This window comes from Pseudomonas sp. E45-MNA-CIBAN-0222, from assembly GCF_040310405.1.
GTDB lineage: Bacteria > Pseudomonadota > Gammaproteobacteria > Pseudomonadales > Pseudomonadaceae > Stutzerimonas > Stutzerimonas stutzeri_AC.
Window position 1 is genome coordinate 323,913 of sequence record NZ_JBEOPU010000003.1, and the last position, 26,962, is coordinate 350,874.

Sequence of the window (26,962 nt, forward strand, 5' to 3'; positions counted from 1 at the left end):
GCCTTAGCGAACCGGCTGCGCGCCGAGGTAATCGCCGAGTACCAGATCCTTGCCCTTGGTGGTCAGGCCGATCACCTGATACTGCTGGTGCGGCTGACCGTAATCCATGCCTGGGGAGCCCGCAGGCATACCCGGTACGGCAACGCCGGCCAGATCATCACGCTTCTGCAGCTCATGAATCGCTGCGACCGGCACGTGGCCCTCGATGAACTTGCCGCCGATCACGCCGGTGTGGCACGAGCCCAGGCGCGGTGCGACGCCCAGCTTCTGCTTGACCGCCGACATGTTGGTTTCGACGTGATCACGCACTTCGAAGCCGTTCGCCTCAAGGTACGTGATCCAGTCCTTGCAGCAGCCGCAGTTGGCATCGCGGTGCACATCGATGACGTCCGCGGCATGGGCCATGCCAGACATCAGCAGGGCGGCGAGTGCGGTGAGGTAAGGTTTCATGGGTTTCTCCAGAGCGATGTTCAGTTGCAGCCGCAGCCGCATCCTGTTTTGCGCGCCGCCGGGGCAGGCGAGCCGGTGGCGATTTGGGCAGGGTAACCGGCTTTGTCGAGGGTTGCGATGAGCATGGCGCTATCGGCCGTACCGTCTATCCGGGCTAGCCCTGCGGCCAGGTCGACCTCGACTCGCTCGACGCCAGCCAAGGGTTGTAGTGCAGCGGTGACATGCCTGACGCATGCCCCGCAGGTCATGCCGGAAACCTTGATTTCGATGCTGGTCATTGGGTGATCCTCGGTTAGCCAGTTCAATGAAGCTGACCTGATGCTCGACCTTGACGCGATGGAAAGGTCAAGCCTCATTTTTCTGAGTACCAAGCTAACGTCGGCGGGCTGACAAGAGGCTGATGGGAAGATTACTTTTTTGTCAGCTTCGTGGCGTCCCGGCAGCTGGCGCTGCCACACTTGCGCTGTCGCCACTGAAGGAACTCGCCGCCATGAAATTGCTGGTCGCCGAAGACGAACCGAAAACCGGCATGTATCTACAGCAGGGCCTGAGCGAGGCTGGCTTCACCGTCGACCGCGTCACCAGCGGCACCGACGCGCTGCAGCATGTGCTGAGTGCGCCTTATGACCTGCTGATTCTCGACGTGATGATGCCCGGCCTGGATGGCTGGGAAGTGCTGCGCCTGGTGCGGGCGTCCGGCAACGAGGTGCCGGTGCTGTTTCTCACCGCGCGTGATCGTGTCGAAGATCGCGTGAAAGGGCTGGAGCTTGGCGCCGACGACTATCTGGTCAAGCCGTTCGCTTTTTCCGAGCTGCTGGCGCGTGTGCGCACCTTGCTCCGGCGTGGCAACGCAGCAGCATTGCAGACTCAGTTGAAGATCGCCGATCTGGAGGTCGATCTGCTCAAGCGCCGCGCGGTGCGGGCTGGCCAGCGTATCGACCTGACTGCCAAGGAATTCGCCCTGCTGGAACTGCTCCTGCGTCGGCGCGGCGAGGTGCTGCCCAAGTCGCTGATTGCCTCGCAGGTGTGGGACATGAATTTCGACAGCGATACCAACGTTATCGAGGTGGCGATCCGCCGCTTGCGGGCAAAGATCGACGATGGCTTCGAGCCCAAACTGATCCATACCGCACGGGGCATGGGTTACATGCTCGACGAGCCGGACGCGCCATGAAGCGGCTGTCGCTGACCGCGCGGCTGAGCCTGATGTTCATGCTCGCGGTGACCGGCGTGCTGGCGGCGGCCGGTTATTTCTTCAGCCAGCTCAGCGAGCATCACTTCGACGAACTGGACCGCCATACGCTGCACGAAAAACTCGAGGCAAGCCGACGCCTGCTGGGGGAGCTGGACGACCTGCAGAACTTCGAGCGTGTTCGCCCACAGCTGCAGGCGCTGCTCGGCGGGCACAGCGAGATGCGCGGTTTCATTTTCGATGAACGCGGTGCACAGCTGTTTCCTCAGCCGGGCGTTGATGAAGCGGAGCCGCCGCTGCTCGATCTGATCGGCCGGGAGGCGGGGGAACTGACGCTGGACGGGCGCGTCTGGCGTGGCGAGGCCGGGCATGTCGAGATCGGCGCACAGCGGCTGACCTTGCTGATCCTGCTCGATGTCACCGTGCACAAGGCCTTCTTTCACACCTTCAGCGGCTGGCTGTGGGCGGCACTGGTGCTTTGTGCGCTGCTCAGCGGGTTGCTCGGCTGGCTGCTGGTGCGCAGCGGCTTGCGACCGTTGCGCGAGGTGACCCAGGTGGCCGCCTCCGTCTCGGCCAAGTCGCTGCGCGAGCGCATCCCCGACGAGTCGACGCCGGCGGAACTGCAACAGCTGGTGCAGGCCTTCAACGCCATGCTGGCGCGACTGGAGGACGCCTTCGTGCGGTTGTCGAACTTCTCCGCCGACATCGCCCACGAGCTGCGCACACCGCTGAGCAACCTGATGACCCACACCGAGGTAGCGCTGACCCGCGCGCGTACGCTGGATCAGTACCAGGACAACCTGCATTCGAATCTGGAGGAGCTGCAGCGCATGTCGCGGATGATCGACGACATGCTGTTTCTGGCCAAGGCGGATAACGGGCTGATCGTGCCGGATGCCAAACCCGTCGCGCTGGAGGCGTTGTGCGCGCAGTTGCTGGATTACTACCAGCTTTCGGCTGACGAACGCGGGGTTCGCTTCGAGCTGTCTGGTGCCGGCACGATTCAAGGCGATCTGCTGATGCTGCGCCGGGCGCTATCGAACCTTCTGTCCAATGCGCTGCGCTACACCCCCGACGGCGAGCGGATCCGGGTGGCCATCGAGCGCGGCGCTGGCCAGGTGAAGCTTGAGGTAAGCAATCCCGGCGCGACCATCGCGCCCGAGCATCTGGAGCGATTGTTCGACCGCTTCTACCGGGTCGACCCCGCGCGCCGTGAAGGCAGTCCAAGCAATGCCGGCCTAGGGCTGGCGATCACCCGTTCGATCGTTCAGGCTCATCAAGGCCGTATCCACTGCAGTTCCGAGCAGGGCTGGACGACGTTCCGCCTGGAATTCCTTGGCTAAGCGCGTGCTTAGCGCTGCAACGGCACCGTCAGCGATACGCGCAGACCGTCGGCCTGATTGTCGAAGGCGAGGGTGCAATCGCAGCGCTGCGCGATCGCCTGGACGATGGCCAGGCCCAGGCCGCTGCCGCTGCTGGCGGCGTGTCGCCAGAAGCGCCGGGTCAGGTGCTCGAGATGCTCGGCGGCGATGCCCGGGCCCTGGTCGCGTACTTCGAAGCGCACTCGCTCGGTTTCAGGCTGCAGGGTCAGCGTGACGGCGCTGCCCGGCGCGGTGTGGCGCTGGGCATTTTCCAGCAGGTTACGCAGTGCGGCGATGGCCAGCACCGGCGGCATGGCCAGCGGCGTGTCGGGTAATTCCGCCGGGACCTGCAACAGGATTGGTGCGCCGTCACCGCCACTGGCGTCCTGAATCGCCAGCCGCGCGACCTCAGCAGCCGAGCACTGCAGGCCATCGTCAAAATCCAGACTGCCTTCCACCCGCGCCAGCAACAGCAGCTGTTCCAGTGTGCGCTGCAGGCGATCGGCGCCGGCCTCGGCGTTCGCCAGTGCCTGTTCGGCGGCGGCGCCTTCGGTCATGCGCGCCACCTGCAGGTGGGTTTTGATCGCCGTCAGCGGGCTGCGCAGTTCGTGGGCGGCGTCGCCGGTCAGCCGGCGTTCGCGTTCGATGGCCTGGGCGATGCGCTGGAACAGCTGGTTCTGCGTCTGCACCAGCGGCAGCAGCTCCGGCGGTAGGCCTTCGACCGGCAACGGTTCGAGGGAGTCGGCGCTGCGTTGGGTCAGTGCCTCGCGAATCCTGCGCAACGGCGCCAGCCCACGGCCCAGGCCAAGCCAGAGCAGACCCAGGCTGCCAAGCAGGGCGACCGCCACCGGCAGCGCCGCCGCCAGCAAAACCGAGCGCTTCAGCGCGGCACGCTCATCCAGACGGTCGGCCGTGGTGATGCGCAGCTCGCCTTGCACCAGGGTGAAACTGCGCCAGGGCACGCCGTCGATCAGCTGGTCGCGGTAGCCGTTCTGCTCGGCATCCAGCTGCTGGTCGGGCGCACTGTGGCTGCGCGCCAGCACCTCGCCACGCAACGAGCTGACCTGGCAGGCCAGCCCGTTGGGGATGCCCAGCTGCTCGGCGCTCAATCGTTGTGGCGGGCCGTCGCCGGGCACTGGCTGCGGCAACTGCACCAGCAGGCCGGCGACCATGCGCGCCGAGGCGGCCAGGCGCTGGTCGAGCGAAAGCATCATCTGGCTGCGCAGATCGACCAGCATCCAGGTCGCAGCCAATGCCCAGAGCAGCACGAAGGCCGAGCCGAGCATCAGGGTCAGGCGCAGACGCAGGCTCATGACGCGTCCTCGTCGTCTGCCGGGCCGAGGCGGTAGCCCAGGCCGCGCACGGTCTCGACGATGCCGTTGCCAAGTTTGCGGCGCAGATGGTGGATATGCACGTTCAGCGCGTTGCTCTCGACATCATCGGCAAAACCGTAAACCGCGTCCTTGAGCTGCTCGCTGCTGAGCACCCGGCCCTGATTGTTGAGCAGTGCCTGCAGCAGTGCCTGTTCACGGCGCGACAGGTCGACCGGCTGGCCGTCCAGGCGCGCCTCGCAGCGGCTCGGGTCGTAGCTCAACCGGCCATGCGCGATGAGGTTGACGCTGCGCCCGGACATGCGCCGCATCAGCGTGTGCAGACGCGCGGCCAGCTCGCGCAGGTCGAAGGGCTTGAGCAGGTAGTCGTCGGCACCCGCCTGCAGGCCGATCACGCGGTCGCTGACCGCATCGCGCGCGGTGAGCACCAGCACCGGTAGCTCCACCCCCTGTTGGCGCAGGCGTCGCAGCAGGGCGATGCCGTCCTCGTCGGGCAGGCCGAGGTCGAGGATCAGCACATCGAAGTGCGCCGCGCGCAGCAGGGCTTCGGCATCCGCCGCGGTCGCAGCATGGTCGACGATCAAGCCCTGGGCATTGAGCCCGGCGACGATGCCGCTGGCGATCAGTGCGTCGTCTTCGGCAAGTAGCACGTGCATGGATAGGGTCCGCAGCAAAAGCTCAAGGGTGGACCTTAGCGATTAAGGCAGCGTTATGCAGCCCGTACCACGGTGTTAATGGCGCGTTAATCCCGCCCCGGCATGCTGCGCGGCAGTCATTTCACTGACAGGATTCTCATGCGCACATTGGTTCTTCTGCTGTTTCTGCTAACGCCCGGACTGGCTCTGCCTGCCGGTGGCCTGTTTGGCGGCGGCTCGCAGAGTGATTTTCTGCCGGTGGATGAGGCGTTTGCGCTGACGGTCAGTCCACAGGAGAACGGCGCGACGCTGCTGCACTGGCGGATCGCGCCGGGCTATTACCTTTATCAGCAGCGTCTGCAGTTCGACGGCCTGCCGCCGGAGCGCCAGCCGCCGCTGCCCGAGGGCGAGCCCTACAGCGACGAGTTCTTCGGCGACTCGCAGATCTACCGCGACAGCCTCGAATTGCTGATCCCGGCGGGCGTGGAGAACAACGTGCGCCTCGGATGGCAGGGCTGCGCCGATGCCGGGCTGTGCTATCCACCTCAGACCCGTGAAGTTTCTCTGAGCGGTGACGGCACCGCCTCGACAGCCTCCGGGCAGGCCGAAGATCAGGCGCTGGTCAGCGGCCTCGAAAATCAGGCACTGGCCTGGAGCCTGCTGGTGTTCTTCGGCCTCGGGCTGTTGCTGGCCTTCACCCCCTGTTCGCTGCCGATGCTGCCGATCCTGGCGGGCATCGTGGTCGGCAGCGGTGCCACCTCGCGCCGTGGTTTCGCCCTGGCGTCGGCCTACGTGGTCAGCATGGCGCTGGTCTACGCCGGGCTTGGGGTACTTGCGGCGCTACTCGGCGCCAACCTGCAGGCGGCGCTGCAGCAACCCTGGTTGCTGACCAGTTTCGCCGTGCTGTTCGTGCTGCTGGCGCTGCCGATGTTCGGTTTGTTCGAGCTGCAATTGCCAGTGGCGCTGCGTGATCGCCTGCAGCGTGTCGGTGATCGCCAGCGCGGGGGCAGCCTCGCCGGGGCTGGCGCGCTGGGTGTGCTCTCCGGCCTGCTGGTCGGCCCCTGCATGACCGCACCGCTGGCTGCCGCGCTGCTGTTCATCGCACAGAGCGGCAGTGCGCTGCAGGGGGGCTTGGTGCTGTTCGCGCTGGGCCTGGGCATCGGCACGCCGCTGCTGTTGCTGGTGACGGTCGGCCAGCGTTTTCTACCCAAGCCGGGCGCCTGGATGGACCGGGTCAAGGTGGTATTCGGCTTTCTCTTCCTGGCGGCCGCGCTGTTCGTGGCGCGTCCGTTGCTGGCCGACTGGCTGTGGCTGGGCCTGTGGGGCGCGCTGCTGGTGGTGCTCGCCACCGCCTTGCTGCATGTGGCGCAGGCAGTGCGACGCCAGCGCGTGCTCTGCCAGGCCAGCGGCGTTCTGCTGGGGCTGTGGGGCGTAGCAATGCTGCTGGGTGCGGCCGGCGGCGCGGATGATCCGCGTCGGCCGCTGGCGATCTATGCCGGCGGCGTGGCGGCGGCCGCGGCTGTTGAATCTCACGCGCTCGCTTTCAGCGACCCGGCTGTACTCGATCGTGAGCTGGCTGCGGCAAAGGCGCAGGGTCAGTGGGTGCTGATCGATTACTACGCCGACTGGTGCGTCTCCTGTAAGGTCATGGATAAGGAGGTCTTCGGCAATTCCGAGGTGCAGGCGAGCCTGGACGGTGTGCGCGTGCTGCGCCCCGACGTGACTCGCAGTGGCGCTGCAAGTCGCCGATTGCTGGACCGTTACCAGGTACTCGGTCCGCCAACGCTGGTGTGGATCGGCCCGGATGGTGAGGAGCGCCGCGAACGCCGTATCACTGGCGAGGTCGGCGCCAAGAGCTTTCTTCAGAACTGGAACCAAACCCGGGAGCGAGGTTGATGCTGACTGTGAATATCGGGCCGCTGGCCCTGGCGGTGCCCCATGTATTGCTGCTGGGCAGCCTGCTGCTGGCGACCCTGACCGGCTGGTGGGTCGGCCGCCGCAGCGAGCGTAACCCGGAGCGGCAGCTGTTTCGCCTGCTGCTGGTGGCGCTGTTCGTGGCGCGCCTGGCCTTTGTCGCGCTGTACTGGGCGTATTACCGAGACGACTGGCTGAGCGTGATCGATATCCGTGACGGTGGCTTTATCGCCTGGCCCGGTCTGATCGCTGCGCTGGCGTTGGGCATCTGGTGGGGCTGGCGTGACCGCGAGCTGCGCAAGCCGCTGGGCATCGCGCTGACCGTGGGTATCCTCAGCTGGGGCTTCAGTAACCTGGCCTGGCATTCCTTCGAGCAAGGCACGCGGTTGCCGGAAATGGCCCTGCGCGACAACCAGGGGCGTCCGGTTGCGCTGGAGGATTATTCCGGTCAGCCATTGGTGATCAATCTGTGGGCGACCTGGTGTCCGCCCTGTCGGCGCGAGATGCCGGTACTTGCCGACGCCCAGGCACGGGAAAGCGACACCCTGTTCCTGTTTATCAACCAGGGCGAGGGGGAGGGGGAGATCAACCGCTTTCTGGAAACCGCGGGGTTGAGTCTCGAAAACGTCCTGCTCGACAGTGGCGGGCGCCTGGGCCAGCACGTGGGCTCCACAGCGCTGCCGACCACGCTGTTCTACAACGCCGATGGTCGCCAGGTCAGCAGCCATCTTGGCGAACTCTCGCACGCCAGCCTGGCGCGCGCGCTGGAAAAACTGAAAGAGGAAGCTGCGCCGTGATTCGATTCAAGCCGTTACCCTACCTGCTGGCTGGCGTCAGCCTGCTGGCCCTGCCCATGGCCCAGGCCGAGGAATTGCCGCAGGCGATCAAGGCCGTCGAGTCCCGTGGCGCCGAGGTCGTCGGCAGCTTCGATGCACCGGGTGGGCTCAAGGGCTATGCCGCGCGTTACAACGGGCAGGGCATGGCGCTGTATCTCACCCCGGATGGCGAGCACGTGCTGATCGGTAGCCTGCTCGATGCAAAAGGCGAGGACCTGACCCGCGCGCACCTGGAGAAGCTGGTGTACGAACCGCTGGGCAAGGAAATGTGGACGCGCATGGAAAACAGCACCTGGATTGCCGACGGCAAGGCCGATGCGCCGCGCATCATCTACATGTTCAGCGACCCGAACTGTCCGTACTGCAACATGTTCTGGAAGCAGGCACGGCCCTGGGTCGAGTCCGGCAAGGTGCAGTTGCGGCACATCATGGTCGGCATGCTGCGCGCCGACAGTGCTGGCAAATCCGCCGCGCTGCTCAGTGCCAAGGATCCTCAGGCAGCGCTCAATGAGCACGAGGCGGCCGGCAAGGCGAGCAAGCTGAAGGCGCTGGAGAAAATCCCGGCAGCGCTGGAAAAGCAGCTCACCGATAACCTGATGCTGATGAGCGAACTGGGCGCCCAGGCGACTCCGGCGATCTTCTATCTCGACGATAACGGCCGCCTGCAACAGCACCAGGGCGCACCGCAGCCGGATGCCCTGGCGGACATAATGGGACCGCGTTGAGAGGTGCCATCTCCGAAGTGGGCGGTTGGGTGGGGGAGTTTCATTACCCTGCGTTTGGGGGGGGGGGCTGAAACCCACCCTACGGTCCCATGCCACCTGGCGCGTGGGCGCTATATCCGATGCTCCGCTGTGGGCATAACTGTAGGGCGGGCTCTAGCCCACCAATCTCTCCGGTCTAGCCGGAAAACCGCCCTGATACTGATCCTTGCGATAACCATCAACCGAAGCGATCGCCAAATCGACGATTCTTCCCTTCCTTCGGCTCCCGCTCAGAGCACTCCGAACACTTTCTTGGCCAGGCTGGTCGCTGCAGCAGCTGGGTTTTTGCGGATGCCGGCTTCCTGCTCGGCGATCACCGTGAACAGGCCGTCTAGCGCTTGTTCGGTGACATAGCTTTCGATATTGGCGTAGCTGCCGTTCAATCCCGACGGCACCTTGGCGGCGACGGCGTTGTATTGCTGCGCTAGGCCAACCTGGTCAGTGGCCTGTTTGACGATAGGCAGGAATTTCGCGCGGATCTGTTCACGGCTGGATTTGTTCAGGTACTGGGTGGCTGAGTCATCGCCACCGGCGAGGATGGCCTTGGCGTCCTGCACGGTCATCTTGCGCACGGCATCCAGCAGCAGTTGCTGTGCCTCCGGCACGGCCTTCTCGGCGGCCAGGTTCATGCTGTTCTCCAGCTGCTCGACCTGCGCGCCCATGCCGAGCATCTTCAACATCCGCGAGGCCTTGCCGATGTTGCCCGGCAGCTCGATGCGCACGTCAGGATCGCTGCTGAAACCGCCAGGCCGACCGAGCTGCTGCACGGCGACCTTGGCGCCCTGGCTCAAGGCATCCTTGAGCCCGCCGCTGGCGTCGCTCTGGGTCAGGTCGGACAGTGACAGGGCGAAAGCGCTGGCGGAAAGTGCCAAGCCTGCAACGAGTGTCGTGATGCGCAACATGGCATTACCCTCATGTTCATTGAGTTGAATGGTGCAGAAGCGGCGCAATGCCGCCGGCCGCATGGTCAGGTGCCGATGCTAAAGCAATGCCAGGAAAGGCGCAGGCGTTTACCAGCAGTATGGGCCATGAAGGCGGGGGACACCCTGTTGCTGATGCGCTAAGGTTGCGGCCCCCGTCGTTATGGAGCCGACTAACATGATCCGTCCCTTTCGCCCCGATGACCTGGAGCCGGTACTGGCGATCTGGCTGGCTGCATCCATTCGCGCTCATGACTTCATCGCCCCGGCATTCTGGGAGTCGAAGCTGGATGACATGCGCGATATCTACCTGCCAGCGGCACAGATCTGGGTCGATGAGCGTGAAGGCGAGGTGCTGGGATTTGTCGCGCTTGTCGAGGACGTTCTGGCGGCGATCTTCGTGGCGCCGAGTGCCCAGGGCGGCGGTAGCGGCTCCGCGTTGATCGAGCAGGTCAAGGCCGTGCGTGAGCGGCTCGAGCTGACGGTCTACAGTGCCAATGCCGCCAGCGTCGCCTTCTATCGCCGACATGGCTTTGCTGAGATCAGCGAACAGCTGGACCCGCGCACCGGCCATCCCGAACTGGCGATGGCCTGGCAGCGGGACTGACCGCGTCAGGCGGCAGCGTCGGGAGGCGGTGAATCGGAATCGTCGTGATGACGCTCCAGCGCCACCTGACGGATCGACAGGCGAATCTCCGCCGGTAGCACGCGCTTAGCCGCACCTTCGGCCAGTTCCGCGAGCTTGTCGTGATAGCCGAGCCGGCCGTTTTCGTCCGGGCTGACTACGCCCTGTTCCTGCATGCTCTGGATGAAATGGCGGAACAGCGCCTTGTCGAAGAACTCCGGCGCGTTCAGCCCATGCAGGATCGACAGGCGCTGGGCCATGACCGTGCAGAGGTTTTCCAGCTCCTCGGCGCTCAGGCTGTGCTGGCCACTGTTGAGCAGCAGCGAAGTGGCCATGTAGAAGCGCTGCAGGGTCTGCACCACGACCCGAGCGAGAAGGGTGAGCAGGACGAACTGCCGCGAGCTCGGGGCCGGGCGCACGTAGTGGTTGCCGTCCACCTTGAGCAGGCCGCGCTCGACGAATGCCGCCAGCCACTGGTCGACCACGGCGTCGAGTTCCTCGACTTCCCAGCGCATGAACAGCTCGGCACGCAGGTACGGGTACAACGCCTCGGTGAAGCGCTGGATCTGCTCTCGGCTGATGCGCGAGCTGCTCTGGAAGAAGCTCGCCAGCAGCGCCGGCAACGCGAAGATGTGCATCACGTTGTTGCGGTAGTAGGTCATCAGGACGGCGTTCTGCTCGTCCAGATAGAGGATGTTGCCCAGCGCGTCCTTCTGCTCGGCGAGCAGATCGAGGCTCTTCACGTAGGCGATCAACGCGTTGCCGTCGCCTTCCGGCAGGGTGGTGTGCGGCGAGTAGGGCACCGCGCGTAACAGCGCCTGGTAGAGATCGAGAATTCGCGCCAGGGACTGCTGGTCCAGCGCCTGACGGCTGGTGGAGAGCATCGCCAGCGCCACCAGGTTGACCGGGTTGACCGCCGCCGCCTCGTTGAGGCGCTGGGCAATGCGCTTGGCCAGTCGATTGGTGGTGTCGTTCAGCCATTCGGGACGGTAATCCGGCGCGTAGGTTTGCTGGCGCCAACCGGGCTGCTCCTGGTCGAGGAATTCGTTGAGCTTGAGCGGTTCGCCGAAGTTGACCCAGACCTGGCCGAAGCGCTGCCTGAGCGCACCGATGACCTTGAAGATGTCGAAGATGGACTCCTTCTTCTTCGTCGCGCCGCGCAGTTCACCCAGGTAGGTGCGGCCTTCCAGCACGCGCTCGTAGCCGATGTAGACCGGCACGAAAAGGATCGGCAGGCGCGACGAGCGCACGTAGCTGCGCAGGGTCAGGGCCAGCATGCCGGTCTTGGGTTGCAGCATGCGGCCGGTACGCGAACGGCCGCCCTCGACGAAGTACTCGACAGGGAAGCCGCGGGTGAACAGGTTGTGCAGGTATTCGTTGAACACCGAGGTGTACAGCGGGTTGCCCTTGAACGAGCGGCGCATGAAGAAGGCGCCACCCCGGCGCAGCAGGCTGCCGATCACCGGCATGTTGAGGTTGATGCCGGCGGCGATGTGCGGCGGCGTCAGGCCGTTGCGGAACAGCAGATAGGACAGCAGCAGGTAGTCGATATGGCTGCGATGGCAGGGGACGTAGATCACCTCGTAACCGCGCACGGCTTCCTGCAGTGGCTCGATATGGTTGACGCGGATACCGTCGTAGATCTTGTTCCAGAACCAGGACAGCACCACTTCGAGGAAGCGCACAGCGGTGTAGGCGTAGTCCGAAGCCACCTCGTTGCCGTAGCGCAGCGCCCTGGCTTCGGCCTTTTCGATGGAAATGTTCTCGCGCTCGGCCTCGTCGCGAATCGCCTGCCGGACCTGCGGTGCGTGCACCAGGCCCTTGACCAGATTGCGCCGGTGCGACAGGTCAGGGCCGATCACGGCGGTCTTCTGGTTGCGGAAGTGCACGCGCAGCATGCGGTGCACCATGCGCAGGGTGCGCTCGTGGCCCTTGTTCAGGGCGATCAGCTCGTTGAGCTGGATCGGTGCGGAGAACTGCACGCGGGTCTTGCGCCCCAGCACCAGAATGCTGAGTAGCTTGCGCAGGCGCCCGGTAACCGCCCAGCTGTCGGCGAACAGCAGCTTCCAGGCGCTGGTCTCGCGATTCGGCGACTGCCCCCAGAACACGCTGACCGGGATGATCTGCGCGTTCTCCACCGCGTTGTGTTCCAGCGCGCCGACCAGCCTGACTAACGTCGGCGGCGCCACCAGACGCGTGCGTCGGCCAAACCAGCTCGTCGCTGGATGGAGAAAGAAGAACGCGGCTGGCTCGACATGCTCGCCCACCGCCACATCGGCCACCGGGCGTGGCAGCCCGGCCTTGCTGCACTCGGCATCCAGCACCGCCAAGTCGCTGAGCGAAGGCTGTTGCAGCACGTAGAAGACCGGCTTGCTGCGGTCCAGCTTGAGGGTAAAGGCGGATTGGTTGATGGTCTCCGAGCGCACCCAGAAGTACAGCACGCGACGCAATACGGAGAAGAACAAACGGCGAAGGGGGGAGCGGGTCATACGGCAGATTCGGCTACGGAAGGGGGCGGTGCCCTCGAAGGCGGCAAGTGTGCCGCAAGCGAGGAGGGTGGGCAAAAATATGCTGCCAAGCGATGGCGATTGGTTGGGGTCCTCAAAGGCCAACCCTGAGCATCCGCGTCAGAGCAGAGCGGCTTATTGCAGGCTAGGAGTCACTCGTGGGCGGGCGGCTGCGTGCCGTTGATGGCGCGGTGGAGGCTGTGCCTATCGAGGCAATAGGGAAAATCCATGTAGTGCGTTTCCACTGCCATCGGGACGCGGCAGGCCGCTTGCTTGCTGCTCTGCAGCGATTGTCATAGGGTTTGAGTGGCCCTGGATGGGGATTTGGGGCTTTTGTTCGATCATGAGCTGGGTGCTAGGTTGTTTTTAAGCGGCGCTTGAGTGCGTCATCGACAACTGTGAGGAGCAGAACATGAACGAGTCTGGAGAAAAGGCGGGTGGTGGTTGCCCATTCGGTCATGGCGCTGGTGCGCCCCGCAAACGCCCTGGCAATCGAGATTGGTGGCCTGAGGCGCTGAGCCTGACATCGCTCAACCAGCATTCGCCGCGTTCCAATCCGTACGGTGGCGATTTCGACTATGCCGCAGCATTCAATTCGCTCGATCTCGACGCGGTCATCGCCGACCTGCATGCCCTGATGACTGATTCACAGGACTGGTGGCCGGCGGACTTCGGCCACTACGGCGGGCTGTTCATTCGCCTGGCCTGGCACAGCGCCGGCACCTACCGAATCACCGACGGCCGCGGCGGCGCCGGTGGCGGTCAGCAGCGCTTCGCGCCGCTCAACAGCTGGCCGGACAACGCCGCGCTGGACAAGGCCCGGCGCCTGCTGTGGCCGATCAAACAGAAGTACGGGCGCAAGCTTTCCTGGGCAGACCTGTTCGTGCTCACCGGCAACGTGGCGCTCGAATCCATGGGCTTCAAGACCTTCGGTTTCGGCGGTGGCCGCGCCGACACCTGGGAGCCGGAGGAGCTGTACTGGGGGCCGGAAGGCACCTGGCTTGGCGATGAGCGCTACAGCGGCGAGCGGCAACTGCACCCGGGCCTGGGTGCCGTGCAGATGGGTCTGATCTACGTGAACCCTGAAGGCCCGAACGGCAACCCGGACCCGAAAGCGGCGGCCATCGACATTCGCGATACTTTTGCGCGCATGGCCATGGATGACTACGAAACCGTGGCGCTGATCGCTGGCGGCCATACCTTCGGTAAGACCCATGGTGCGGGTGATCCGTCCTTGATGGGGCCGGAGCCGGAAGGGGCGGTGATCGAGGATCAGGGCCTGGGCTGGCGCAGCCGCCACAAGAGTGGAATCGGCGCCGATGCGATCACCTCCGGCCTGGAAGTCATCTGGAGCCAGACGCCGACGCGCTGGTCCAACTACTTCTTCGAAAACCTGTTCAACTTCGATTGGGAGCTGACCAAAAGCCCGGCTGGCGCCCACCAGTGGGAAGCGAAGAATGCGCCGGAAATCATGCCGGACCCCTTCGACCCGAACAAGAAGCGCAAGCCGACCATGCTCACCACTGACCTGTCGCTGCGCTTCGACCCCGAGTACGAAAAGATCTCCCGGCACTTCCTGGAAAACCCGGACGAGTTCGCCGATGCCTTCGCCAAGGCCTGGTTCAAGCTGACGCACCGCGACATGGGTCCCATCGGCCGCTACCTCGGGCCGCTGGTGCCGAAGGAGCAGCTGATCTGGCAGGACCCGATTCCCGAACGCGACCATCCGGTGATCGACGAGGCGGACATCGCCGCGCTGAAGCAGAAGCTCCTCGACATGGGCTTTTCCGTATCCGAGCTGGTGTCGGTTGCCTGGTCTTCGGCCGCTACCTATCGCGGATCGGACAAGCGCGGAGGCGCCAACGGTGCTCGTATCCGCTTCGCGCCGCAGAAGGATTGGGAGATCAACAATCCGCCGCTGTTGGAGAAGGTGCTGCAGAAGCTCGGCGAGGTCCAGAGTGCGTTCAACGCCTCGGGAACCGGCGGTAAGAAGGTCTCCATGGCCGACCTGATCGTGCTCGCCGGCTGCGCGGCGATCGAGAAAGCAGCGAAGGACGGCGGAGTGGAGATCACCGTGCCTTTCACGCCAGGGCGGATGGATGCCGAGGAGGAGTGGACCGATGCGCAGTCCTTCGAAGCGCTGCGCCCGGTCGCCGATGGCTTCCGCAACTACTACCACGAGTCCCACTTCATGGCGCCCGAGGAAGCGCTGGTCGACAAGGCCCATCTGCTGCGCCTGAGCGCGCCCGAAATGACCGTGCTGGTCGGTGGCATGCGCGTGCTCGGCACCAATTCAGACGGCGGTCAGGAAGGCGTCTTCACCAAGCGTGTGGGCACGCTTTCGAACGACTTCTTCGTCAACCTGCTGAGCATGCAGAACGAGTGGGTCGCGACTGAGCACAAGAACCGCTTCCAGGGCCTCGACCGCAAGACCCGCCAGCCCATCTGGACCGCCACCCGCGTGGACCTCATCTTCGGCGCGCAATCGGAACTGCGTGCCCAGGCCGAGGTATACGGCATGGCCGACGGCAACGAGAAGTTCGTCCACGACTTCGTCAAAGCCTGGGACAAGGTGATGAACGTGGACCGGCTCGACATTGGCAAGCCTGCCGATAACTTCAGCCAGAAGCTCTCAGCGTAACGCCTGCGACGGCGCCTTCAGGCGCCGCCACGGGGCGCCTGATGCTTTCGAGCCTGCCATGTGGCCCTGGCTCGGGAGCCGACATAGGCACCGACGAGAAAGACCAAGGACCACAGCAGCACGAACATCAGCCCGACGGGGAGCAATGGCCCTGTCGGCAACCAGCCGAGCAGATACAGAATCTGCCCGGCCACACAGCCGATGTAGAGCGGCCACAAGGGTTTCGGCGTAACGGAGCCACACAAGCCGCCGCCCAAGGCCAGCGCTAACGTGTAATACAGGCCGCCGGCATCCCAGGGCTCGACGTGGCCCGTCACCAGAGGCGACAGGCCCCAGATCGCCGCACCGGCCAATGCGGCGAGAAGTAACGAGCGCAATACGGATCGCTTCACGCTCGGCCTGTTGGATTCAGCCGCCGTGGCGCGGCGTTATTGCGCATCGACCGATGACCGCGTCGAGTACCAGGCGTGAATCAGCCCGGCCTGGTAGAACAGGACGGGGTCGGTGAAGCCGCCGGATTCGATGATGGCTGCGAGCCGCTTGCGAGGCAGCACCGCCACATCGCGGGAGTAAGCAGTGCGCATCTGCTCCACACCGGCGGCTGGGATGCCAGCCACGGTCATCATGTTCATCCAGGTTTCGACCAGGGCCGTGTATTCGGCCGAGGCGATATCCGATGCCAGGTCGGAGCTGGCCAGGCGTGCGCCTGGACTAAGCCGGCTAGCGATGGCACGGAAGAATTCCGTACGGGCCTCAGGCTCCAGAATGAATTGCGACACCAGAAAGCACGTCGCGGCATCGAAGGCGGGCTGCTTGGGCAGCGATTGCAGATAGCCCTCATGAAACTGGCAGCGCTCGGCGTAGCCGCCCTCGATCGCCTTGTTGCGGCACACCTCGAGCATTGCACCGGAGGGCTCGACGGCGGTGAAGCTCCAGCGCGGGAAGCGCCTGGCCAGATAGGCGATTTCTTCGCCGGTGCCGGCACCGACGCACAGAATCCGGGCATCGACTTGAAGGTCCGCAAACACGGCTTCCAGAAGGAAATGCAGGGCATCACGAATCGGCGCGGTTCTGGCCCAGCGCTTGTCGTAGGTGGACGCCTGTTGATCGAAGATGGTCTTGATTTCATCGCTGCGCATGGCGGATTTCCCAAGAGGTTGTTCAGGACGGGCGCCTAGGCGAACCACCCGAGTTACCGAGTAGCCTCAGTCGAGTGGCAGAATGCCTTTGGCCCGCAACGCGCCCAGCGCGATCTGCTGGCGCAGTGGCAGGTCGGTAGCGCCGCGAGTATCGATGTTCAAGGCGAACAGCCAGGTATCCTCGGTGAGCTCGACATAGCCGATGTACCAGCCTGTGCCGGGCGTGCTGCGGGCGGCCCAGCCGGTCTTGGCGTAAAGGCGATAGTCCTCGCTGGCTTCGGTGAGCATTACCGTCTTCAAGGTGTCGTAGCTGCTCGCCCGGTACGGCAGGCTGCGTTCGACCACGCGTTTGAGCAGGTCTATTTGTTGCTCGGCGCTGATGGTCAGTGAGCCATCCAGCCAGAATTCCGTGCCGTTGAAGGGCTCCTGTAGCCTCCCGTAGCGCGCCCGATGAATATGACGTGGGTAGCTGGCCGTTCCTACCCGCTGGGCCAGCCACTGATAGCACCAGACGCAGCTGACTCTGAATGCGCTTTTCAGCGTCTGATCACGGTTCCAATCCTCGATCTCGTAACGGGTGTTATCCCAGGGGATGATCTCGTCTGCCCCGGCGATAGCGCCTTCCTCCAGCGCGATCAACGTGTTCAGCACCTTGAAGATGGATGCCGCGGTGAATGCCTGGTCCGCTCGGGCGTCGTTGTGAACGTAGCGCTGCCCGGTTGCGGTTGACTCGATCACCAATGTCCCATCTACCCCCGCTTTCTCGAACAACCGAGCAACCTCGATATCATCCGCATGAGCAAGAGCGGAAATACCGAGGAATAAAAACGACAACAACAGGTGTGGCATCTAGGGCTTTACCATCGGTTGGAAGTGAGTGATCCGGCTATGCGTTTGCGCTTGCCGTTCTAGCAGGGTTTCAGGCGAAGTCCAGCCATTGATGAATGAGCGGTCGGTTGTTCACGTTCAGTTAGCCGTAGCCCGCTGCGCTTCGAAGCTACCGTGGGACAGCCGATAGAGGCAGTGCACGCGCAGCGGATTGCCGAAAGGCACACCGGGGTGCTCGAATCCGTCAGATTCACGCATGCCGAGGCGCTCCATAACAGCCCGCGACCGGCGGTTTTCGACAGTGGTAAACGCCACGATTTCCGAAAGGTCGAGCGTATCGAAACCCACGCCAAGCGCGGCTCGTGCAGCCTCCGTCGCTAGCCCCTTGCCCCAGTGCGCAGCGGCCAGGCGCCAGCCGATTTCCACGCATGGGGAGAATGGTAAATCCGCCGACGGAGTATGCAGCCCGACGAAGCCGATGAACTCGCCGGTTGCCTTCAGTTCGACGGCCCAGAATCCCCAGCCACGCTCATCGATCAGGCTCCGACAGTGGTCGGCCATCGCGTCGCTCTCGGCGCGGCTGAGCACGTCAGGGAAATGCTCCATGACTCTGGGGTCCGCGTTCAATGCCGCAAACGGCGCGTAATCAGCGAGTTTCCATTGGCGCAAAAGCAGGCGATTGGTTTCGATTTGGATAATATTCGTCATCATGCACAGGTCATAGTCTGGTAGTTACACTTGTAATCAGAGGTTCGAGAAGTTTCTAGAAGATGTGGCCGCTAGTCGATCGCTAGACACGCTGATGAAGAAATTCAGAATAGGCGATCTTTTATAGTCATTTGAAATGAGCAAGGCGAGAATTAGCGATAGGGCCAGATTTACCAGAAACCAAGGGTCTCCCCTTTTTGAACAGATCGCGCCAGGCTTTTTGCTGTAGAATTTCTGGGCGCTGAGAATGCCGCTATAAAGCGAAATTACCGTCGTAAAAATTATAATTACCTCAATTATTATTTTGATCCAGGTTTGCTGTGCCACCAGTCAAGGCTCATTGTAGAGGAGATTTGCTTCTGAGAGTCTCATGCAATGAATCATGTGCGGCGCGTAGTGCCGCTCTTCGCTTTGATGGAAAGTAATTTTGCAATTAGCTGGGTGAGCAATACGCTGAGGCTTATGGTCAAAATTATGACAAGGCTGGAGTTTTCAGTAGATGAGTATTGTTCAATAGCTTTTGCGAGTGTAATTCCAATGGCTACGCCAGTCGGGACGGCCCAGCGTAGCTTTACCCTAAAAATCAAGTGCGCAATAAGGCATGTGATCGCAGCGGTAGTTAGCGAAAAAGCTAAGGTAATGAATAATGTTTTTGTTAATTCCATGTGGCTTTCCCATGTTACGTGTTTGATGTTCGCATTCTTTCTGCAATCAAAGCACTGTTATCGCCGGGATTGTCGGCAGGATATTAAGTGAATTTTAATGCCATATGCAGCAATGGATAGGGTTTATCTTGGCCGTCGACTGGGGAGCGTCCTGTCACGGCAAAGCCGATGCGCAGGTAGAACCCAACCGCTTGATCATTTTGTTCGTTAACATCCACCGTAGTTGCGCTTTGAGATTCAATGGCATGGAATGCCAGCGATGATCCAATGCCCTTGCCGCGCTGATTTGGTGAAACGAAGAGCATCTCAATATTTCCATTGCTAACGCCACAGAACCCCAGTATCTCGCCATCGTTCGTTTTTGCACATTTCAAATCAACCGCATCAAAATACTGGTTTAATATCGCCGGCTTGAGTTCTTGCAGGTCCTCTTCGCTCAAGAAGTCGTGAGTCGCCCTGACGGAGGCTTCCCATATCTCTATCAATTCTGGGTAATCTGTGTTTACTGCGTTTTCTATATTCATAGGTAACCGGTATTTGCTTAGACATCCACGTACTGGCCGTATGATACAAGATGAGTGTGCTTTTGCTCGCAGCTCGGCTGTTGCATGCCTGTATGGCTTCCGCGGCCCAGCGGATGGCAAAGATGCCAGCCAATCGGTCGATTCCCGAAACATGCGCCACTCCTTTCGCCATACTTGCCCGGTTGCATTCGTCTGGCCGGTCTTCTTATAGTTCCGCCGGCATTTTGCAGGGCCTGGTTCGTGCCGCCGCGGGCGGCGTGCCAGGCCTTTAGCGCACTGGTGAGAACCCATGATCGAAATAAAAAACCTGACCAAGCGTTTTGCCCAGCACACGGCTGTGGATGACCTGTCATTTCAGGTCCAGTGTGGCGAGGTGCTGGGGTTCCTCGGCCCGAATGGCGCGGGCAAGTCCACCACGATGAAGATGCTGACCGGCTTTCTGGCGCCGACATCCGGCACTGCCAGCATTCTAGGTCACGACATCCAAACTCAGAGATTGCAGGCCCAGCGACAGATCGGTTACCTGTCCGAGGGTGCGCCTTGCTACGGCGACATGACGGTGCGCGGCTTTCTCGAATTCATTGCTGAAGTCCGCGGCTTCCGTGGTGCGGACAAGCGCCAGCGGGTCGAAGCCGCTGTGACGCAGGTGGAGCTGGAGAAGGTGCTTGGTCAGTCCATCGAGACCCTGTCCAAGGGCTTCAAGCGTCGCGTCGGCCTGGCCCAGGCGATCCTGCATGATCCGCAAGTGCTGATCCTCGACGAGCCCACCGATGGCCTCGATCCGAATCAGAAACATCAGGTACGACAGCTGATTCAGGGCCTGGCGCAGGACAAGATCGTCATCATTTCAACGCACATTCTCGAAGAGGTCAGCGCGGTCTGCACCCGCGCGGTAGTGATCGCCCACGGCAAGCTGGTCGCCGATGGCACGCCGCTGGAGCTGGAAAGCCGTTCGAAATACCACCAAGCGGTCACGCTGGTCAGTGACGGTCCGCTGGACGACGTTGCCCTGGCCGCGCTGCCCGGTGTCGCAGGGGTCGAGCGTAACGAGCGAGAGCACAGCCTGACGGTGCTGGCGCAGCCTGGGCAGGTGATTTTCCCGCAGGTCAATGCGCTGATCACGCAGCAGGGCTGGGTGGTGAGGGAGCTGGACGTGGAGCGCGGCCGGCTGGATGAGGTGTTCCGTAACCTGACTCGTGGGGAGTCGCTATGACCCAGTTGCCGGTTATCTTCAAGCGTGAGTTGGGCAGCTACTTCGCCACGCCGCTCGCCTATGTGTTCATCGTCATCTTTCTGGTGCTGTCCGGGGTGTTCACCTTCTACCTCGGCGGCTTCTACGAGCGTGGCCAGGCTGATCTGACGCCATTCTTCAGCTTCCACACCTGGCTCTATCTGTTTCTGGTGCCGGCGATCGCCATGCGCTTGTGGGCAGAGGAGCGCAAGTCCGGCTCCATTGAGTTGCTGATGACGCTGCCGATCACCCGTTTCGAAGCCGTTGGCGGCAAGTTTCTCGCGGCGTGGGTGTTCGCCGGAATCGCCTTGCTGCTGACGTTTCCGATGGTCATCACCGTCAATTACCTGGGTGAGCCAGACAACGGCGTGATCGTCGCTGGCTATCTTGGCAGCTGGTTGCTGGCCGGTGCCTTTCTGGCCATCGGCTCCTGCATGTCGGCGCTGGCGAAGAACCAGGTGATCGCCTTCATCCTCTCGGTGGCGGTGTGCTTCCTGTTTATCGTCAGCGGCCTGCCGATGGTGCTCGATGCGCTGGCTTGGGCGCCGCAGTGGCTGATCGATGCGGTGGCTTCGCTGAGCTTCCTGATCCGTTTCGACTCCATCAGCAAGGGCGTGATCGACCTGCGTGACCTGCTGTATTTCGTCACGCTGATCGTTGCCTGGCTGGCCGCTACCGCGGTGGTCGTCGATCTGAAGAAAGCCGCCTGAGGGAACAGACATGAAACGAGTCATCTATTCCGGTGCCGGGCTGCTTTTGATCGCGCTGGCATTTCTGCTGTTCAACGGCGTGTCCGGCATGCTGTTCACCAATGCGCGGCTCGATCTGACCGAGCAGAAGCTTTACACGATCTCCGAGGGCACCGAGCGCATTCTCGACGGCTTGCAGACGCCCATCGAGCTGCATTTTTTCTACTCGGACGGGGCCTCCAAGGACCTGGTGGCGCTGCGCAACTATGCGCGTCGCGTCGAGGAAATGCTCAGGGCTTATCAGCGTGCCTCCGGCGGCAAGCTCAAGTTGCACGTGATCGACCCGCAGCCGTTTTCCGAAGAGGAGGACCGCGCAGCCGAGTTCGGTCTGCAGGCGGTGCCGCTGAACCAAAGCGGGGATAAGGTCTACTTCGGCCTGGCCGGCACCAATGCCGAGGGCAGCACGCAGATCATCCCGTTCTTCCCGCTGGATCAGGAGGAGTTTCTCGAGTATGAAGTCAGCCGCTTGGTGCAGGGCCTGGCTAGCGGTGAACTGCCGGTGGTCGGCGTACTGTCAGGGTTGCAGCTGACCGGCGGCTTCGACATGCGCACGCAACAGGCGACGCCACCGTGGATGGTGCTGGAGGAAGTCCGCCAGCTGTTCCATATCGAGAGCCTGCGCCGCGACGTGGACATGATTCCGACCAACGTCTCGGTATTGCTGCTGATCCACCCGAAGGATCTGCCGGAGCAGACGCTGTTCGCCATCGACCAGTTCGTGTTGCGTGGCGGCAAGTTGCTGGCATTTGTCGATCCGCACAGCGAAGCCGACCCCGGCATGGGTATCGGCCCGGGCGAGTTCGGCGAGGAGCGTGCGTCCGACCTCGAGCCTCTGCTCAAAGCCTGGGGCGTGCGCATGGTGCCGCAACAGGCGCTTGTCGATGCGGCCTACGCGATGTCGGTTGGCGTCGGTGCAGAGCGCCGTCCGGTGCGTCACGCAGGCTGGTTGAGCCTGCCGCGAAGCGCGCTTGATCGGGATGATGTAACCACTGCAGCGCTGGAGAACATTACCATCGCTAGCGCCGGCATTCTTGAGCCGCTGGAAGGCGCAACGACGCGCTTCACGCCGCTGTTCAGCAGTTCCGACTACGCCATGCCGGTAGAAGCTGAGCGCTTCGCCACGCTGGACAACCCGGAAACCCTGCTACTTGGCCTCGAGCCAACCGGCGAACGCTATACCCTGGCGGCGCGAATCCAGGGGCCGGCGAAGACCGCGTTCCCGAACGGAATAGAGGGTCGGGAGAAAGGCATTCAGGAAAGCCAGAACATCAACGTCATCGCGGTGGCCGACACCGATATGCTGAGCGACCGGATGTGGGTGCAGGTGCAGGACTTCTTCGGTCAGCGCATTCCGCAGCCCTGGGCCGACAACGGGGCCTTCGTGATCAACGCGCTGGATAATCTCTCCGGCACCGATGCACTGATCAGCGTGCGTTCGCGTGGTCGCTTCACTCGGCCATTCGTGGTGGTGGAAGCCTTGCAGCGTCAGGCCGAGAACCGCTTCCGCGAGAAGGAAGAGGTACTGCAGCAGCGCCTGGCCGATACCGAGCAGCGGCTGGCCGAGCTGCAGAGCCCGGACCCCGAGCAGGCATTGGAGCTGACCGCTGAGCAGGAGCAGGCGTTGCGTCAGTTCCAGCAGGAGAAGGTACGTATCCGTAAGGAGCTGCGTGAGGTGCGCTACCAGCTCAATGCCGATATCGAGGCGCTGGGGCGTACGCTCAAGTTCGTCAACATCGCCCTGGTGCCGTTGCTGCTGACCTTGGGCGTGCTCGCCCTGTGGCTGTGGCGGCGCCGTCGGAGCGCCTGAGCAGAGCACCCGTTCCGACATCGACCGGGGCGGGTGAGGGGGAAAATCCCGCGCGGAAAAAGAGGCTGACAGCGAAAATCGTTGTTTTATACTCCGGCAGCGGTCGCTTTCGAGTCGCATTTGCGCCAAAGCCGAATGCGCGAGACCTGACCGTCGACCCCTCTTCCGAGGAATAACAAAAAGCGAGTTGGAGAAGTGGTAATGGCTGAGCGCGAGACCGGAACCGTCAAATGGTTCAACGATGCAAAAGGCTATGGATTCATTCAGCGAGGTAATGGCGCCGACGTGTTCGTGCATTACCGCGCGATCCGTGGCGACGGCCACCGCTCGCTGGCCGAAGGGCAGCAGGTGGAATTTTCGGTAACTCAGGGCCAGAAAGGCCTGCAGGCCGAAGACGTCGCCGGGGTCTGACTTCGGTGCTGAACGACAAAGCCCGTCCACGTGACGGGCTTTGTTTTTATAGTGGCTTGTGGTTTCAGCCGATCTCTTGAGCGGCACCAGCAGGTGTGCCGGCGGTGGGCTGAAGCCCACCGATTCAAGTCAGGTTGGAACTTCTAGACGCCAAAGCCCAGCTTGTAGAACGCACTACCGGCTAGCGCCTCAGCCCGTGTGCCAGACGATCTCCTCTTCGCCGTCATCGCTGATGCGGATCCAGCGGTCGGCCACTTCAACGGCTTCCTCTTCCTGCCAGCCGCCTGGCGCGCAACGGATTTCCACGCCCAAGGCGGCGTGAGCGGCGCGGGCGCAAGCGAGGTCGTCCTCCCAGGGCGTGGCATCGCTTTCCAGCAGCAGGCAATGCCATTTGCCCACAGCTTTCGGCAGCCAGGTCACCGGGATGCCGGCGGCGCTGCACTTGAAGGTCTGGCCTTTCTGTTGCCAGGCGGAGCAGGAACCGATGGCCTGGGCCAGCCACTCGCCGACCGCTTGCTGGCTGGCATCCCTGAGGTAGATCTCGATATCGGGTTGACGCATGGGCGACTGCCTTATGTGGTGGAGCGAGGGTTCTTCGATCATCGGCAAATATACGAACGCTAGGACGTGCGTTGTATCCAGTCATAGCGTATCGCAACCCGTACGCTGAGGTGACTGTCGATCACTGCGGCGCGGCGTTCGGCGCTGGCACGCCAGCCGTGTGGGGTCATCGCCAGCAGGTCGGCGCGTGCCTGAGCATCGTCCAGTTGCAGCTCGTAGCTGAGGGTTTCGCTATGGGCTAGGTGCATGCCTTCGGGAATCAGTGACAGGTGTTTCTCGTCATCGTAGTCACGCACCTCATCGTAGAGTCGGGCGCGCAGTTCCCACAGATGCTCGCGGGTCGGCCCCATGCGCAGCATTCCGCCGCTGGGCGCAAGCAGGCGTCGCGCTTCTTGCCAGTCCAGCGGGCTGAACACGCTGGCCAGCAGGTCGCAGCTGGCATCGGCCAGGGGCACACGGGCCATGCTTGCGACCAGCCATTCGAGCTGCGGGGCGCGTTTGCAGGCGCGCTTGATCGCCTCGCGGGAGATGTCCAGTGCATAGCCTTCTGCATCCGGCAGCGCGGTGGCCAGTTGGGCGGTGTAGTAGCCCTCGCCACAGCCGATATCCAGCCAACGCTGCGGGGCGCGCTCGGCGGACAGTTCGGCGAGGCGTCGGGCCAGCGGTGCATAGTGGCCGCCGTCGAGAAAGCGTCGGCGTGCTTCGACCATGGCTTGGTTGTCACCCGGATCGCGGCTGTTCTTGTGCTGCACGGGGAGCAGGTTCAGATAGCCCTGGCGCGCGCGGTCGAAGCGGTGGTTGGCGGGGCAGGCGACGCCGTTGTCGACCGCGCTGAGCGGCGCCTGGCAGATCGGGCAGATCAGCATGCGAGCAGGTTCACCAGGGTCTGGTAGTAGATCTCGGTCAGCAGGTCGAGATCGCTGGCCAGGATGTGTTCGTCGACCTGGTGGATGGTGGCATTGACCGGGCCGAGTTCGACCACCTGGGTGCCCAGGGTGGCGATAAAGCGCCCGTCCGAAGTGCCGCCACTGGTGGACGGCGTGGTTTCGCGGCCGGTGACGCTGCGGATTGCCTTGGCTACGCCGTCGAGTAGCGCGCCCGGCTCGGTCAGGAAGGGCAGGCCGGACAGCGCCCAATTCACGTTCCAGTCCAGCCCGTGCTTGTCGAGAATCGCGGCGGTGCGCTGCTGTAGCTGTTCGACGGTGGATTCTGTGGAGAAACGGAAGTTGAACACCGCTTCCAACGTGCCGGGAATGACATTGGTGGCGCCGGTGCCGGCGTTCAGGTTGGAGATCTGGAAGCTGGTCGGCGGGAAGAAGGCGTTGCCATCGTCCCAGTGTTCGGCAGCCAGCTCGGCCAGCGCAGGCGCGGCCAGGTGGATCGGATTCTTCGCCAGATGCGGATAGGCCACATGGCCCTGCTGGCCGCGCACGGTGAGGGTGCCGCCGAGTGAGCCGCGGCGGCCATTCTTCACCACGTCACCTACCAAGGCGGTGCTCGACGGTTCGCCGACGATGCACCAGTCCAGGCGCTGGCCACGTTCACGCAGGCGCTCGACCACGGCCTTGGTGCCGTGGTGCGCCGGGCCTTCTTCGTCGCTGGTGATGAGAAAAGCGATCTGCCCTTTGTGCTGCGGATGATCGGCGGTGAAGCGCTCCACTGCCACGACCATGGCTGCCAGGCTGCCTTTCATGTCTGCCGCGCCGCGTCCGTGCAGCATGCCCTGCTCATCAATGCGCGCGCTGAACGGCGGGTTCTGCCAAGCCTGCAGCGGGCCGGTAGGGACCACGTCAGTGTGGCCGGCGAAGCACAGCACCGGGCCTTCGTTGCCGCGAATCGCCCAAAAGTTTTCCACGTCCTCAATATGCATCGGCTCGATGGAGAAGCCGCAGGCCGCCAGGCGCTGGGTCATCAGCTGCTGGCAGCCTTCATCCAGCGGCGTCACCGATGGGCGATTGATCAGCTCGCAGGCGAGTTCGAGCGTCGGGGAGAGGGCAGGCGCGGTCATTACGGCTCCGGTGCGGCGGGGAAAGGGCGCCATATTAAAGCAAAGCCGCAGCTGCGGTGACGGCCGGATGCAGTGGTCGCGGCGTCGTGAGGTCTTATAATCGCCAGGTTTTTTCTGGGGAGTCGGCATGTCTATCGATGATCAGCGTTTCGGCGGCATTGCCCGCCTGTATGGCCGCGTCGGCCTCGAGCGGCTGACAACTGCGCATGTGGCGGTGGTCGGCATCGGTGGTGTCGGCTCGTGGGCGGCCGAGGCGCTGGCACGCAGCAGCGTCGGCGAGATCAGCCTGTTCGACCTGGACGATGTGTGCATCACCAATACCAACCGGCAGATCCATGCGCTGGACGGTGCGGTGGGCAAGCCGAAGGTGGACGAAATGGCCGCGCGCATCCGTGCCATCAACCCCGCATGTCGGGTTCATGCCGTGCCCGACTTCGTCACCCGCGAAACCATGGCCGAGTACATCACCGAAGACATGGACTGCGTCATCGACTGCATCGACAGTGTGCCGGCCAAGGCGGCGCTGATCGCATGGTGCAAGCGTCGCAAGATCCAGATCATCACCACCGGCGGCGCCGGAGGGCAGGTGGATCCGACGCAGATCCAGGTCGCTGACCTGAACAAGACCTTCAACGATCCGTTGGCGGCCAAGGTGCGTTCGCTGCTGCGGCGCGAATACAACTTCTCGCGCACGCCGGGGCGCACCTACAGCGTGCCGTGCGTGTTTTCCACCGAGCAGTTGCGCTACCCGAAGCCGGACGGCGGCGTGTGCCAGAGCAAGAGTTTCGTTGGCGAAGGCGTCAAGCTCGACTGCGCTGGAGGGTTCGGTGCGGTCACCATGGTCACTGCTAGTTTCGGCATGGTGGCGGCGGCGAAGGCGGTCGACAAGCTGGTCGCCGGTGCACGTCGGCCGAGCGAACGTAATGTGTTAGCCATGACAGCTAATTCTGCTGGCCCCTAGGGAGACACTGCATAAATAGCCAGCCGCCCCCACCCTTGGCACACTGAGCCCCCTCAACCAGCCCCCTCCATGAGCTTTGTTACGCGCGTGCAGAAGACCTTCTCCGAACTCGAATATACCGGCAAGAAAAAGCAGACTCGCCGAGATCGCTTCCTGGCTGACCTTGAACAGCTGGTGCCCTGGGCACAAGTGGA

The 26,962-nt window shown here is 63.0% G+C and carries 27 protein-coding genes and 1 pseudogene; 13 read left to right on the forward strand and 15 right to left on the reverse strand.

Going from position 1 to position 26,962, the window contains the following annotated elements; all coding sequences use genetic code 11:
• Positions 1-3 precede the first annotated feature (3 nt).
• Positions 4-450, reverse strand: coding sequence for a DUF411 domain-containing protein (locus tag AAEZ08_RS07065; protein ID WP_036991719.1), 447 nt, complete (start codon positions 448-450; stop codon positions 4-6).
• 20 nt (positions 451-470) lie between these two features.
• A complete protein-coding gene (locus tag AAEZ08_RS07070; RefSeq protein ID WP_126189753.1) occupies positions 471-728 on the reverse strand; it encodes a heavy-metal-associated domain-containing protein in 258 nt (85 codons plus the stop codon).
• A gap of 212 nt (positions 729-940) precedes the next feature.
• On the opposite strand from AAEZ08_RS07070, the gene AAEZ08_RS07075 reads away from it, so the two are divergent.
• Positions 941-1,624 (forward strand): heavy metal response regulator transcription factor, encoded by a 684-nt coding sequence (locus tag AAEZ08_RS07075; RefSeq protein ID WP_058064309.1) that lies wholly within the window; start codon positions 941-943, stop codon positions 1,622-1,624.
• Positions 1,621-2,985, forward strand: coding sequence for a heavy metal sensor histidine kinase (locus AAEZ08_RS07080; protein WP_500123963.1), 1,365 nt, complete (start codon positions 1,621-1,623; stop codon positions 2,983-2,985). The genes AAEZ08_RS07075 and AAEZ08_RS07080 overlap by 4 nt, the downstream gene beginning before the upstream one ends.
• Positions 2,986-2,993: 8 nt before the next feature.
• Here the strand turns inward: AAEZ08_RS07080 and AAEZ08_RS07085 are convergent, their stop codons facing one another.
• Positions 2,994-4,316 (reverse strand): sensor histidine kinase, encoded by a 1,323-nt coding sequence (locus tag AAEZ08_RS07085; protein ID WP_102819482.1) that lies wholly within the window; start codon positions 4,314-4,316, stop codon positions 2,994-2,996.
• Positions 4,313-4,990 carry a response regulator gene (locus AAEZ08_RS07090; protein WP_500123964.1) on the reverse strand — a complete coding sequence of 226 codons (678 nt, stop codon included), beginning with the start codon at positions 4,988-4,990 and terminating at the stop codon, positions 4,313-4,315. Before AAEZ08_RS07090 ends, AAEZ08_RS07085 begins: the two co-directional genes overlap by 4 nt.
• Positions 4,991-5,128: 138 nt before the next feature.
• Between AAEZ08_RS07090 and dsbD the strand changes: the two genes are divergently transcribed.
• The 3 genes from dsbD to dsbG are packed head-to-tail and all read left to right on the forward strand — an operon-like array spanning position 5,129 to position 8,444.
• Positions 5,129-6,865: a protein-disulfide reductase DsbD gene (gene dsbD, locus AAEZ08_RS07095; protein WP_102819484.1), complete on the forward strand. Its 1,737-nt coding sequence runs from the start codon at positions 5,129-5,131 to the stop codon at positions 6,863-6,865.
• The gene (locus AAEZ08_RS07100; RefSeq protein ID WP_003283781.1) at positions 6,865-7,680 is read left to right on the forward strand and encodes a TlpA family protein disulfide reductase; all 816 of its coding nucleotides are present in this window, start codon (positions 6,865-6,867) and stop codon (positions 7,678-7,680) included. Before dsbD ends, AAEZ08_RS07100 begins: the two co-directional genes overlap by 1 nt.
• Entirely contained in the window at positions 7,677-8,444 is a 768-nt protein-coding gene (gene dsbG, locus AAEZ08_RS07105) for a thiol:disulfide interchange protein DsbG (protein ID WP_102819485.1), read from the forward strand. Before AAEZ08_RS07100 ends, dsbG begins: the two co-directional genes overlap by 4 nt.
• 269 nt (positions 8,445-8,713) lie before the next feature.
• Here dsbG and AAEZ08_RS07110 read toward each other — a convergent pair whose 3' ends face one another.
• Positions 8,714-9,385 (reverse strand): DUF4197 domain-containing protein, encoded by a 672-nt coding sequence (locus tag AAEZ08_RS07110; RefSeq protein WP_003283779.1) that lies wholly within the window; start codon positions 9,383-9,385, stop codon positions 8,714-8,716.
• A 196-nt stretch (positions 9,386-9,581) separates the two neighbouring features.
• Between AAEZ08_RS07110 and AAEZ08_RS07115 the strand changes: the two genes are divergently transcribed.
• On the forward strand, positions 9,582-10,010 hold the full coding sequence (locus AAEZ08_RS07115; protein WP_102819486.1) for an N-acetyltransferase: 429 nt from the start codon (positions 9,582-9,584) through the stop codon (positions 10,008-10,010).
• Positions 10,011-10,015: 5 nt separating this feature from the next.
• Here the strand turns inward: AAEZ08_RS07115 and plsB are convergent, their stop codons facing one another.
• On the reverse strand, positions 10,016-12,517 hold the full coding sequence (gene plsB / locus AAEZ08_RS07120) for a glycerol-3-phosphate 1-O-acyltransferase PlsB (protein WP_500123965.1): 2,502 nt from the start codon (positions 12,515-12,517) through the stop codon (positions 10,016-10,018).
• Between the two features lie 430 nt (positions 12,518-12,947).
• Here plsB and katG point away from each other — a divergent pair, with 430 nt between their 5' ends.
• Positions 12,948-15,176, forward strand: coding sequence for a catalase/peroxidase HPI (gene katG / locus AAEZ08_RS07125; RefSeq protein WP_058064847.1), 2,229 nt, complete (start codon positions 12,948-12,950; stop codon positions 15,174-15,176).
• A gap of 17 nt (positions 15,177-15,193) precedes the next feature.
• Here katG and AAEZ08_RS07130 read toward each other — a convergent pair whose 3' ends face one another.
• The 6 genes from AAEZ08_RS07130 to AAEZ08_RS07155 all read right to left on the reverse strand — a co-directional run bounded on the left by AAEZ08_RS07130 (position 15,194) and on the right by AAEZ08_RS07155 (position 19,040).
• Positions 15,194-15,568: a hypothetical protein gene (locus tag AAEZ08_RS07130; RefSeq protein ID WP_427702697.1), complete on the reverse strand. Its 375-nt coding sequence runs from the start codon at positions 15,566-15,568 to the stop codon at positions 15,194-15,196.
• A 36-nt stretch (positions 15,569-15,604) separates the two neighbouring features.
• Positions 15,605-16,315 (reverse strand): class I SAM-dependent methyltransferase, encoded by a 711-nt coding sequence (locus tag AAEZ08_RS07135; protein WP_500123966.1) that lies wholly within the window; start codon positions 16,313-16,315, stop codon positions 15,605-15,607.
• A 66-nt stretch (positions 16,316-16,381) separates the two neighbouring features.
• Positions 16,382-17,164: a class D beta-lactamase gene (gene blaOXA, locus AAEZ08_RS07140; RefSeq protein ID WP_500123967.1), complete on the reverse strand. Its 783-nt coding sequence runs from the start codon at positions 17,162-17,164 to the stop codon at positions 16,382-16,384.
• A gap of 117 nt (positions 17,165-17,281) precedes the next feature.
• On the reverse strand, positions 17,282-17,851 hold the full coding sequence (locus AAEZ08_RS07145; protein ID WP_500123980.1) for a GNAT family N-acetyltransferase: 570 nt from the start codon (positions 17,849-17,851) through the stop codon (positions 17,282-17,284).
• A gap of 380 nt (positions 17,852-18,231) precedes the next feature.
• Complete coding sequence (locus tag AAEZ08_RS07150) at positions 18,232-18,516, reverse strand: hypothetical protein (protein WP_152987355.1); 285 nt, start codon at positions 18,514-18,516, stop codon at positions 18,232-18,234.
• Positions 18,517-18,599: 83 nt separating this feature from the next.
• A complete protein-coding gene (locus AAEZ08_RS07155; protein ID WP_500123968.1) occupies positions 18,600-19,040 on the reverse strand; it encodes an acetyltransferase in 441 nt (146 codons plus the stop codon).
• Positions 19,041-19,329: 289 nt separating this feature from the next.
• Here AAEZ08_RS07155 and AAEZ08_RS07160 point away from each other — a divergent pair, with 289 nt between their 5' ends.
• From AAEZ08_RS07160 to AAEZ08_RS07175, 4 genes are all read left to right on the forward strand, one after another.
• On the forward strand, positions 19,330-20,253 hold the full coding sequence (locus tag AAEZ08_RS07160) for an ABC transporter ATP-binding protein (protein WP_500123969.1): 924 nt from the start codon (positions 19,330-19,332) through the stop codon (positions 20,251-20,253).
• On the forward strand, positions 20,250-20,981 hold the full coding sequence (locus AAEZ08_RS07165) for an ABC transporter permease subunit (protein ID WP_015276471.1): 732 nt from the start codon (positions 20,250-20,252) through the stop codon (positions 20,979-20,981). Before AAEZ08_RS07160 ends, AAEZ08_RS07165 begins: the two co-directional genes overlap by 4 nt.
• Positions 20,982-20,991: 10 nt before the next feature.
• The gene (locus AAEZ08_RS07170) at positions 20,992-22,827 is read left to right on the forward strand and encodes a GldG family protein (RefSeq protein WP_181066849.1); all 1,836 of its coding nucleotides are present in this window, start codon (positions 20,992-20,994) and stop codon (positions 22,825-22,827) included.
• Between the two features lie 201 nt (positions 22,828-23,028).
• On the forward strand, positions 23,029-23,238 hold the full coding sequence (locus AAEZ08_RS07175) for a cold-shock protein (protein WP_003283763.1): 210 nt from the start codon (positions 23,029-23,031) through the stop codon (positions 23,236-23,238).
• A 189-nt stretch (positions 23,239-23,427) separates the two neighbouring features.
• Here AAEZ08_RS07175 and AAEZ08_RS07180 read toward each other — a convergent pair whose 3' ends face one another.
• Genes AAEZ08_RS07180 through dapE form a run of 3 tightly spaced genes read right to left on the reverse strand, consistent with a single transcriptional unit; the run spans position 23,428 to position 25,807 of the window.
• A complete protein-coding gene (locus AAEZ08_RS07180) occupies positions 23,428-23,799 on the reverse strand; it encodes a hypothetical protein (RefSeq protein ID WP_003283762.1) in 372 nt (123 codons plus the stop codon).
• 59 nt (positions 23,800-23,858) lie between these two features.
• The gene (locus AAEZ08_RS07185; protein ID WP_500123970.1) at positions 23,859-24,665 is read right to left on the reverse strand and encodes a putative RNA methyltransferase; all 807 of its coding nucleotides are present in this window, start codon (positions 24,663-24,665) and stop codon (positions 23,859-23,861) included.
• Positions 24,659-25,807 carry a succinyl-diaminopimelate desuccinylase gene (gene dapE / locus AAEZ08_RS07190; RefSeq protein WP_181066847.1) on the reverse strand — a complete coding sequence of 383 codons (1,149 nt, stop codon included), beginning with the start codon at positions 25,805-25,807 and terminating at the stop codon, positions 24,659-24,661. The genes AAEZ08_RS07185 and dapE overlap by 7 nt, the downstream gene beginning before the upstream one ends.
• Positions 25,808-25,934: 127 nt before the next feature.
• On the opposite strand from dapE, the gene tcdA reads away from it, so the two are divergent.
• Positions 25,935-26,768, forward strand: a complete 834-nt coding sequence (gene tcdA / locus AAEZ08_RS07195) for a tRNA cyclic N6-threonylcarbamoyladenosine(37) synthase TcdA (protein WP_181066846.1) — start codon at positions 25,935-25,937, stop codon at positions 26,766-26,768.
• Between the two features lie 87 nt (positions 26,769-26,855).
• A pseudogene (locus tag AAEZ08_RS07200) lies at positions 26,856-26,962 on the forward strand (IS5/IS1182 family transposase); the annotation flags it as partial.

Coding starts and splice junctions, on each gene's coding strand:
- AAEZ08_RS07100 (WP_003283781.1), top strand. CDS start 6,865: ATGCTGACTGTGAATATCGGGCCGCTGGCCCTGGCGGTGCCCCATGTA.
- AAEZ08_RS07175 (WP_003283763.1), top strand. CDS start 23,029: ATGGCTGAGCGCGAGACCGGAACCGTCAAATGGTTCAACGATGCAAAA.
- katG (WP_058064847.1), top strand. CDS start 12,948: ATGAACGAGTCTGGAGAAAAGGCGGGTGGTGGTTGCCCATTCGGTCAT.
- AAEZ08_RS07160 (WP_500123969.1), top strand. CDS start 19,330: ATGATCGAAATAAAAAACCTGACCAAGCGTTTTGCCCAGCACACGGCT.
- AAEZ08_RS07165 (WP_015276471.1), top strand. CDS start 20,250: ATGACCCAGTTGCCGGTTATCTTCAAGCGTGAGTTGGGCAGCTACTTC.
- AAEZ08_RS07155 (WP_500123968.1), bottom strand. CDS start 19,040: ATGAATATAGAAAACGCAGTAAACACAGATTACCCAGAATTGATAGAG.
- tcdA (WP_181066846.1), top strand. CDS start 25,935: ATGTCTATCGATGATCAGCGTTTCGGCGGCATTGCCCGCCTGTATGGC.
- AAEZ08_RS07115 (WP_102819486.1), top strand. CDS start 9,582: ATGATCCGTCCCTTTCGCCCCGATGACCTGGAGCCGGTACTGGCGATC.
- AAEZ08_RS07180 (WP_003283762.1), bottom strand. CDS start 23,799: ATGCGTCAACCCGATATCGAGATCTACCTCAGGGATGCCAGCCAGCAA.
- AAEZ08_RS07170 (WP_181066849.1), top strand. CDS start 20,992: ATGAAACGAGTCATCTATTCCGGTGCCGGGCTGCTTTTGATCGCGCTG.
- AAEZ08_RS07110 (WP_003283779.1), bottom strand. CDS start 9,385: ATGTTGCGCATCACGACACTCGTTGCAGGCTTGGCACTTTCCGCCAGC.
- plsB (WP_500123965.1), bottom strand. CDS start 12,517: ATGACCCGCTCCCCCCTTCGCCGTTTGTTCTTCTCCGTATTGCGTCGC.
- AAEZ08_RS07085 (WP_102819482.1), bottom strand. CDS start 4,316: ATGAGCCTGCGTCTGCGCCTGACCCTGATGCTCGGCTCGGCCTTCGTG.
- AAEZ08_RS07145 (WP_500123980.1), bottom strand. CDS start 17,851: ATGACGAATATTATCCAAATCGAAACCAATCGCCTGCTTTTGCGCCAA.
- blaOXA (WP_500123967.1), bottom strand. CDS start 17,164: ATGCCACACCTGTTGTTGTCGTTTTTATTCCTCGGTATTTCCGCTCTT.
- AAEZ08_RS07135 (WP_500123966.1), bottom strand. CDS start 16,315: ATGCGCAGCGATGAAATCAAGACCATCTTCGATCAACAGGCGTCCACC.
- AAEZ08_RS07090 (WP_500123964.1), bottom strand. CDS start 4,990: ATGCACGTGCTACTTGCCGAAGACGACGCACTGATCGCCAGCGGCATC.
- AAEZ08_RS07070 (WP_126189753.1), bottom strand. CDS start 728: ATGACCAGCATCGAAATCAAGGTTTCCGGCATGACCTGCGGGGCATGC.
- AAEZ08_RS07075 (WP_058064309.1), top strand. CDS start 941: ATGAAATTGCTGGTCGCCGAAGACGAACCGAAAACCGGCATGTATCTA.
- AAEZ08_RS07080 (WP_500123963.1), top strand. CDS start 1,621: ATGAAGCGGCTGTCGCTGACCGCGCGGCTGAGCCTGATGTTCATGCTC.
- AAEZ08_RS07065 (WP_036991719.1), bottom strand. CDS start 450: ATGAAACCTTACCTCACCGCACTCGCCGCCCTGCTGATGTCTGGCATG.
- AAEZ08_RS07150 (WP_152987355.1), bottom strand. CDS start 18,516: ATGGAATTAACAAAAACATTATTCATTACCTTAGCTTTTTCGCTAACT.
- AAEZ08_RS07185 (WP_500123970.1), bottom strand. CDS start 24,665: ATGCTGATCTGCCCGATCTGCCAGGCGCCGCTCAGCGCGGTCGACAAC.
- dsbD (WP_102819484.1), top strand. CDS start 5,129: ATGCGCACATTGGTTCTTCTGCTGTTTCTGCTAACGCCCGGACTGGCT.
- dapE (WP_181066847.1), bottom strand. CDS start 25,807: ATGACCGCGCCTGCCCTCTCCCCGACGCTCGAACTCGCCTGCGAGCTG.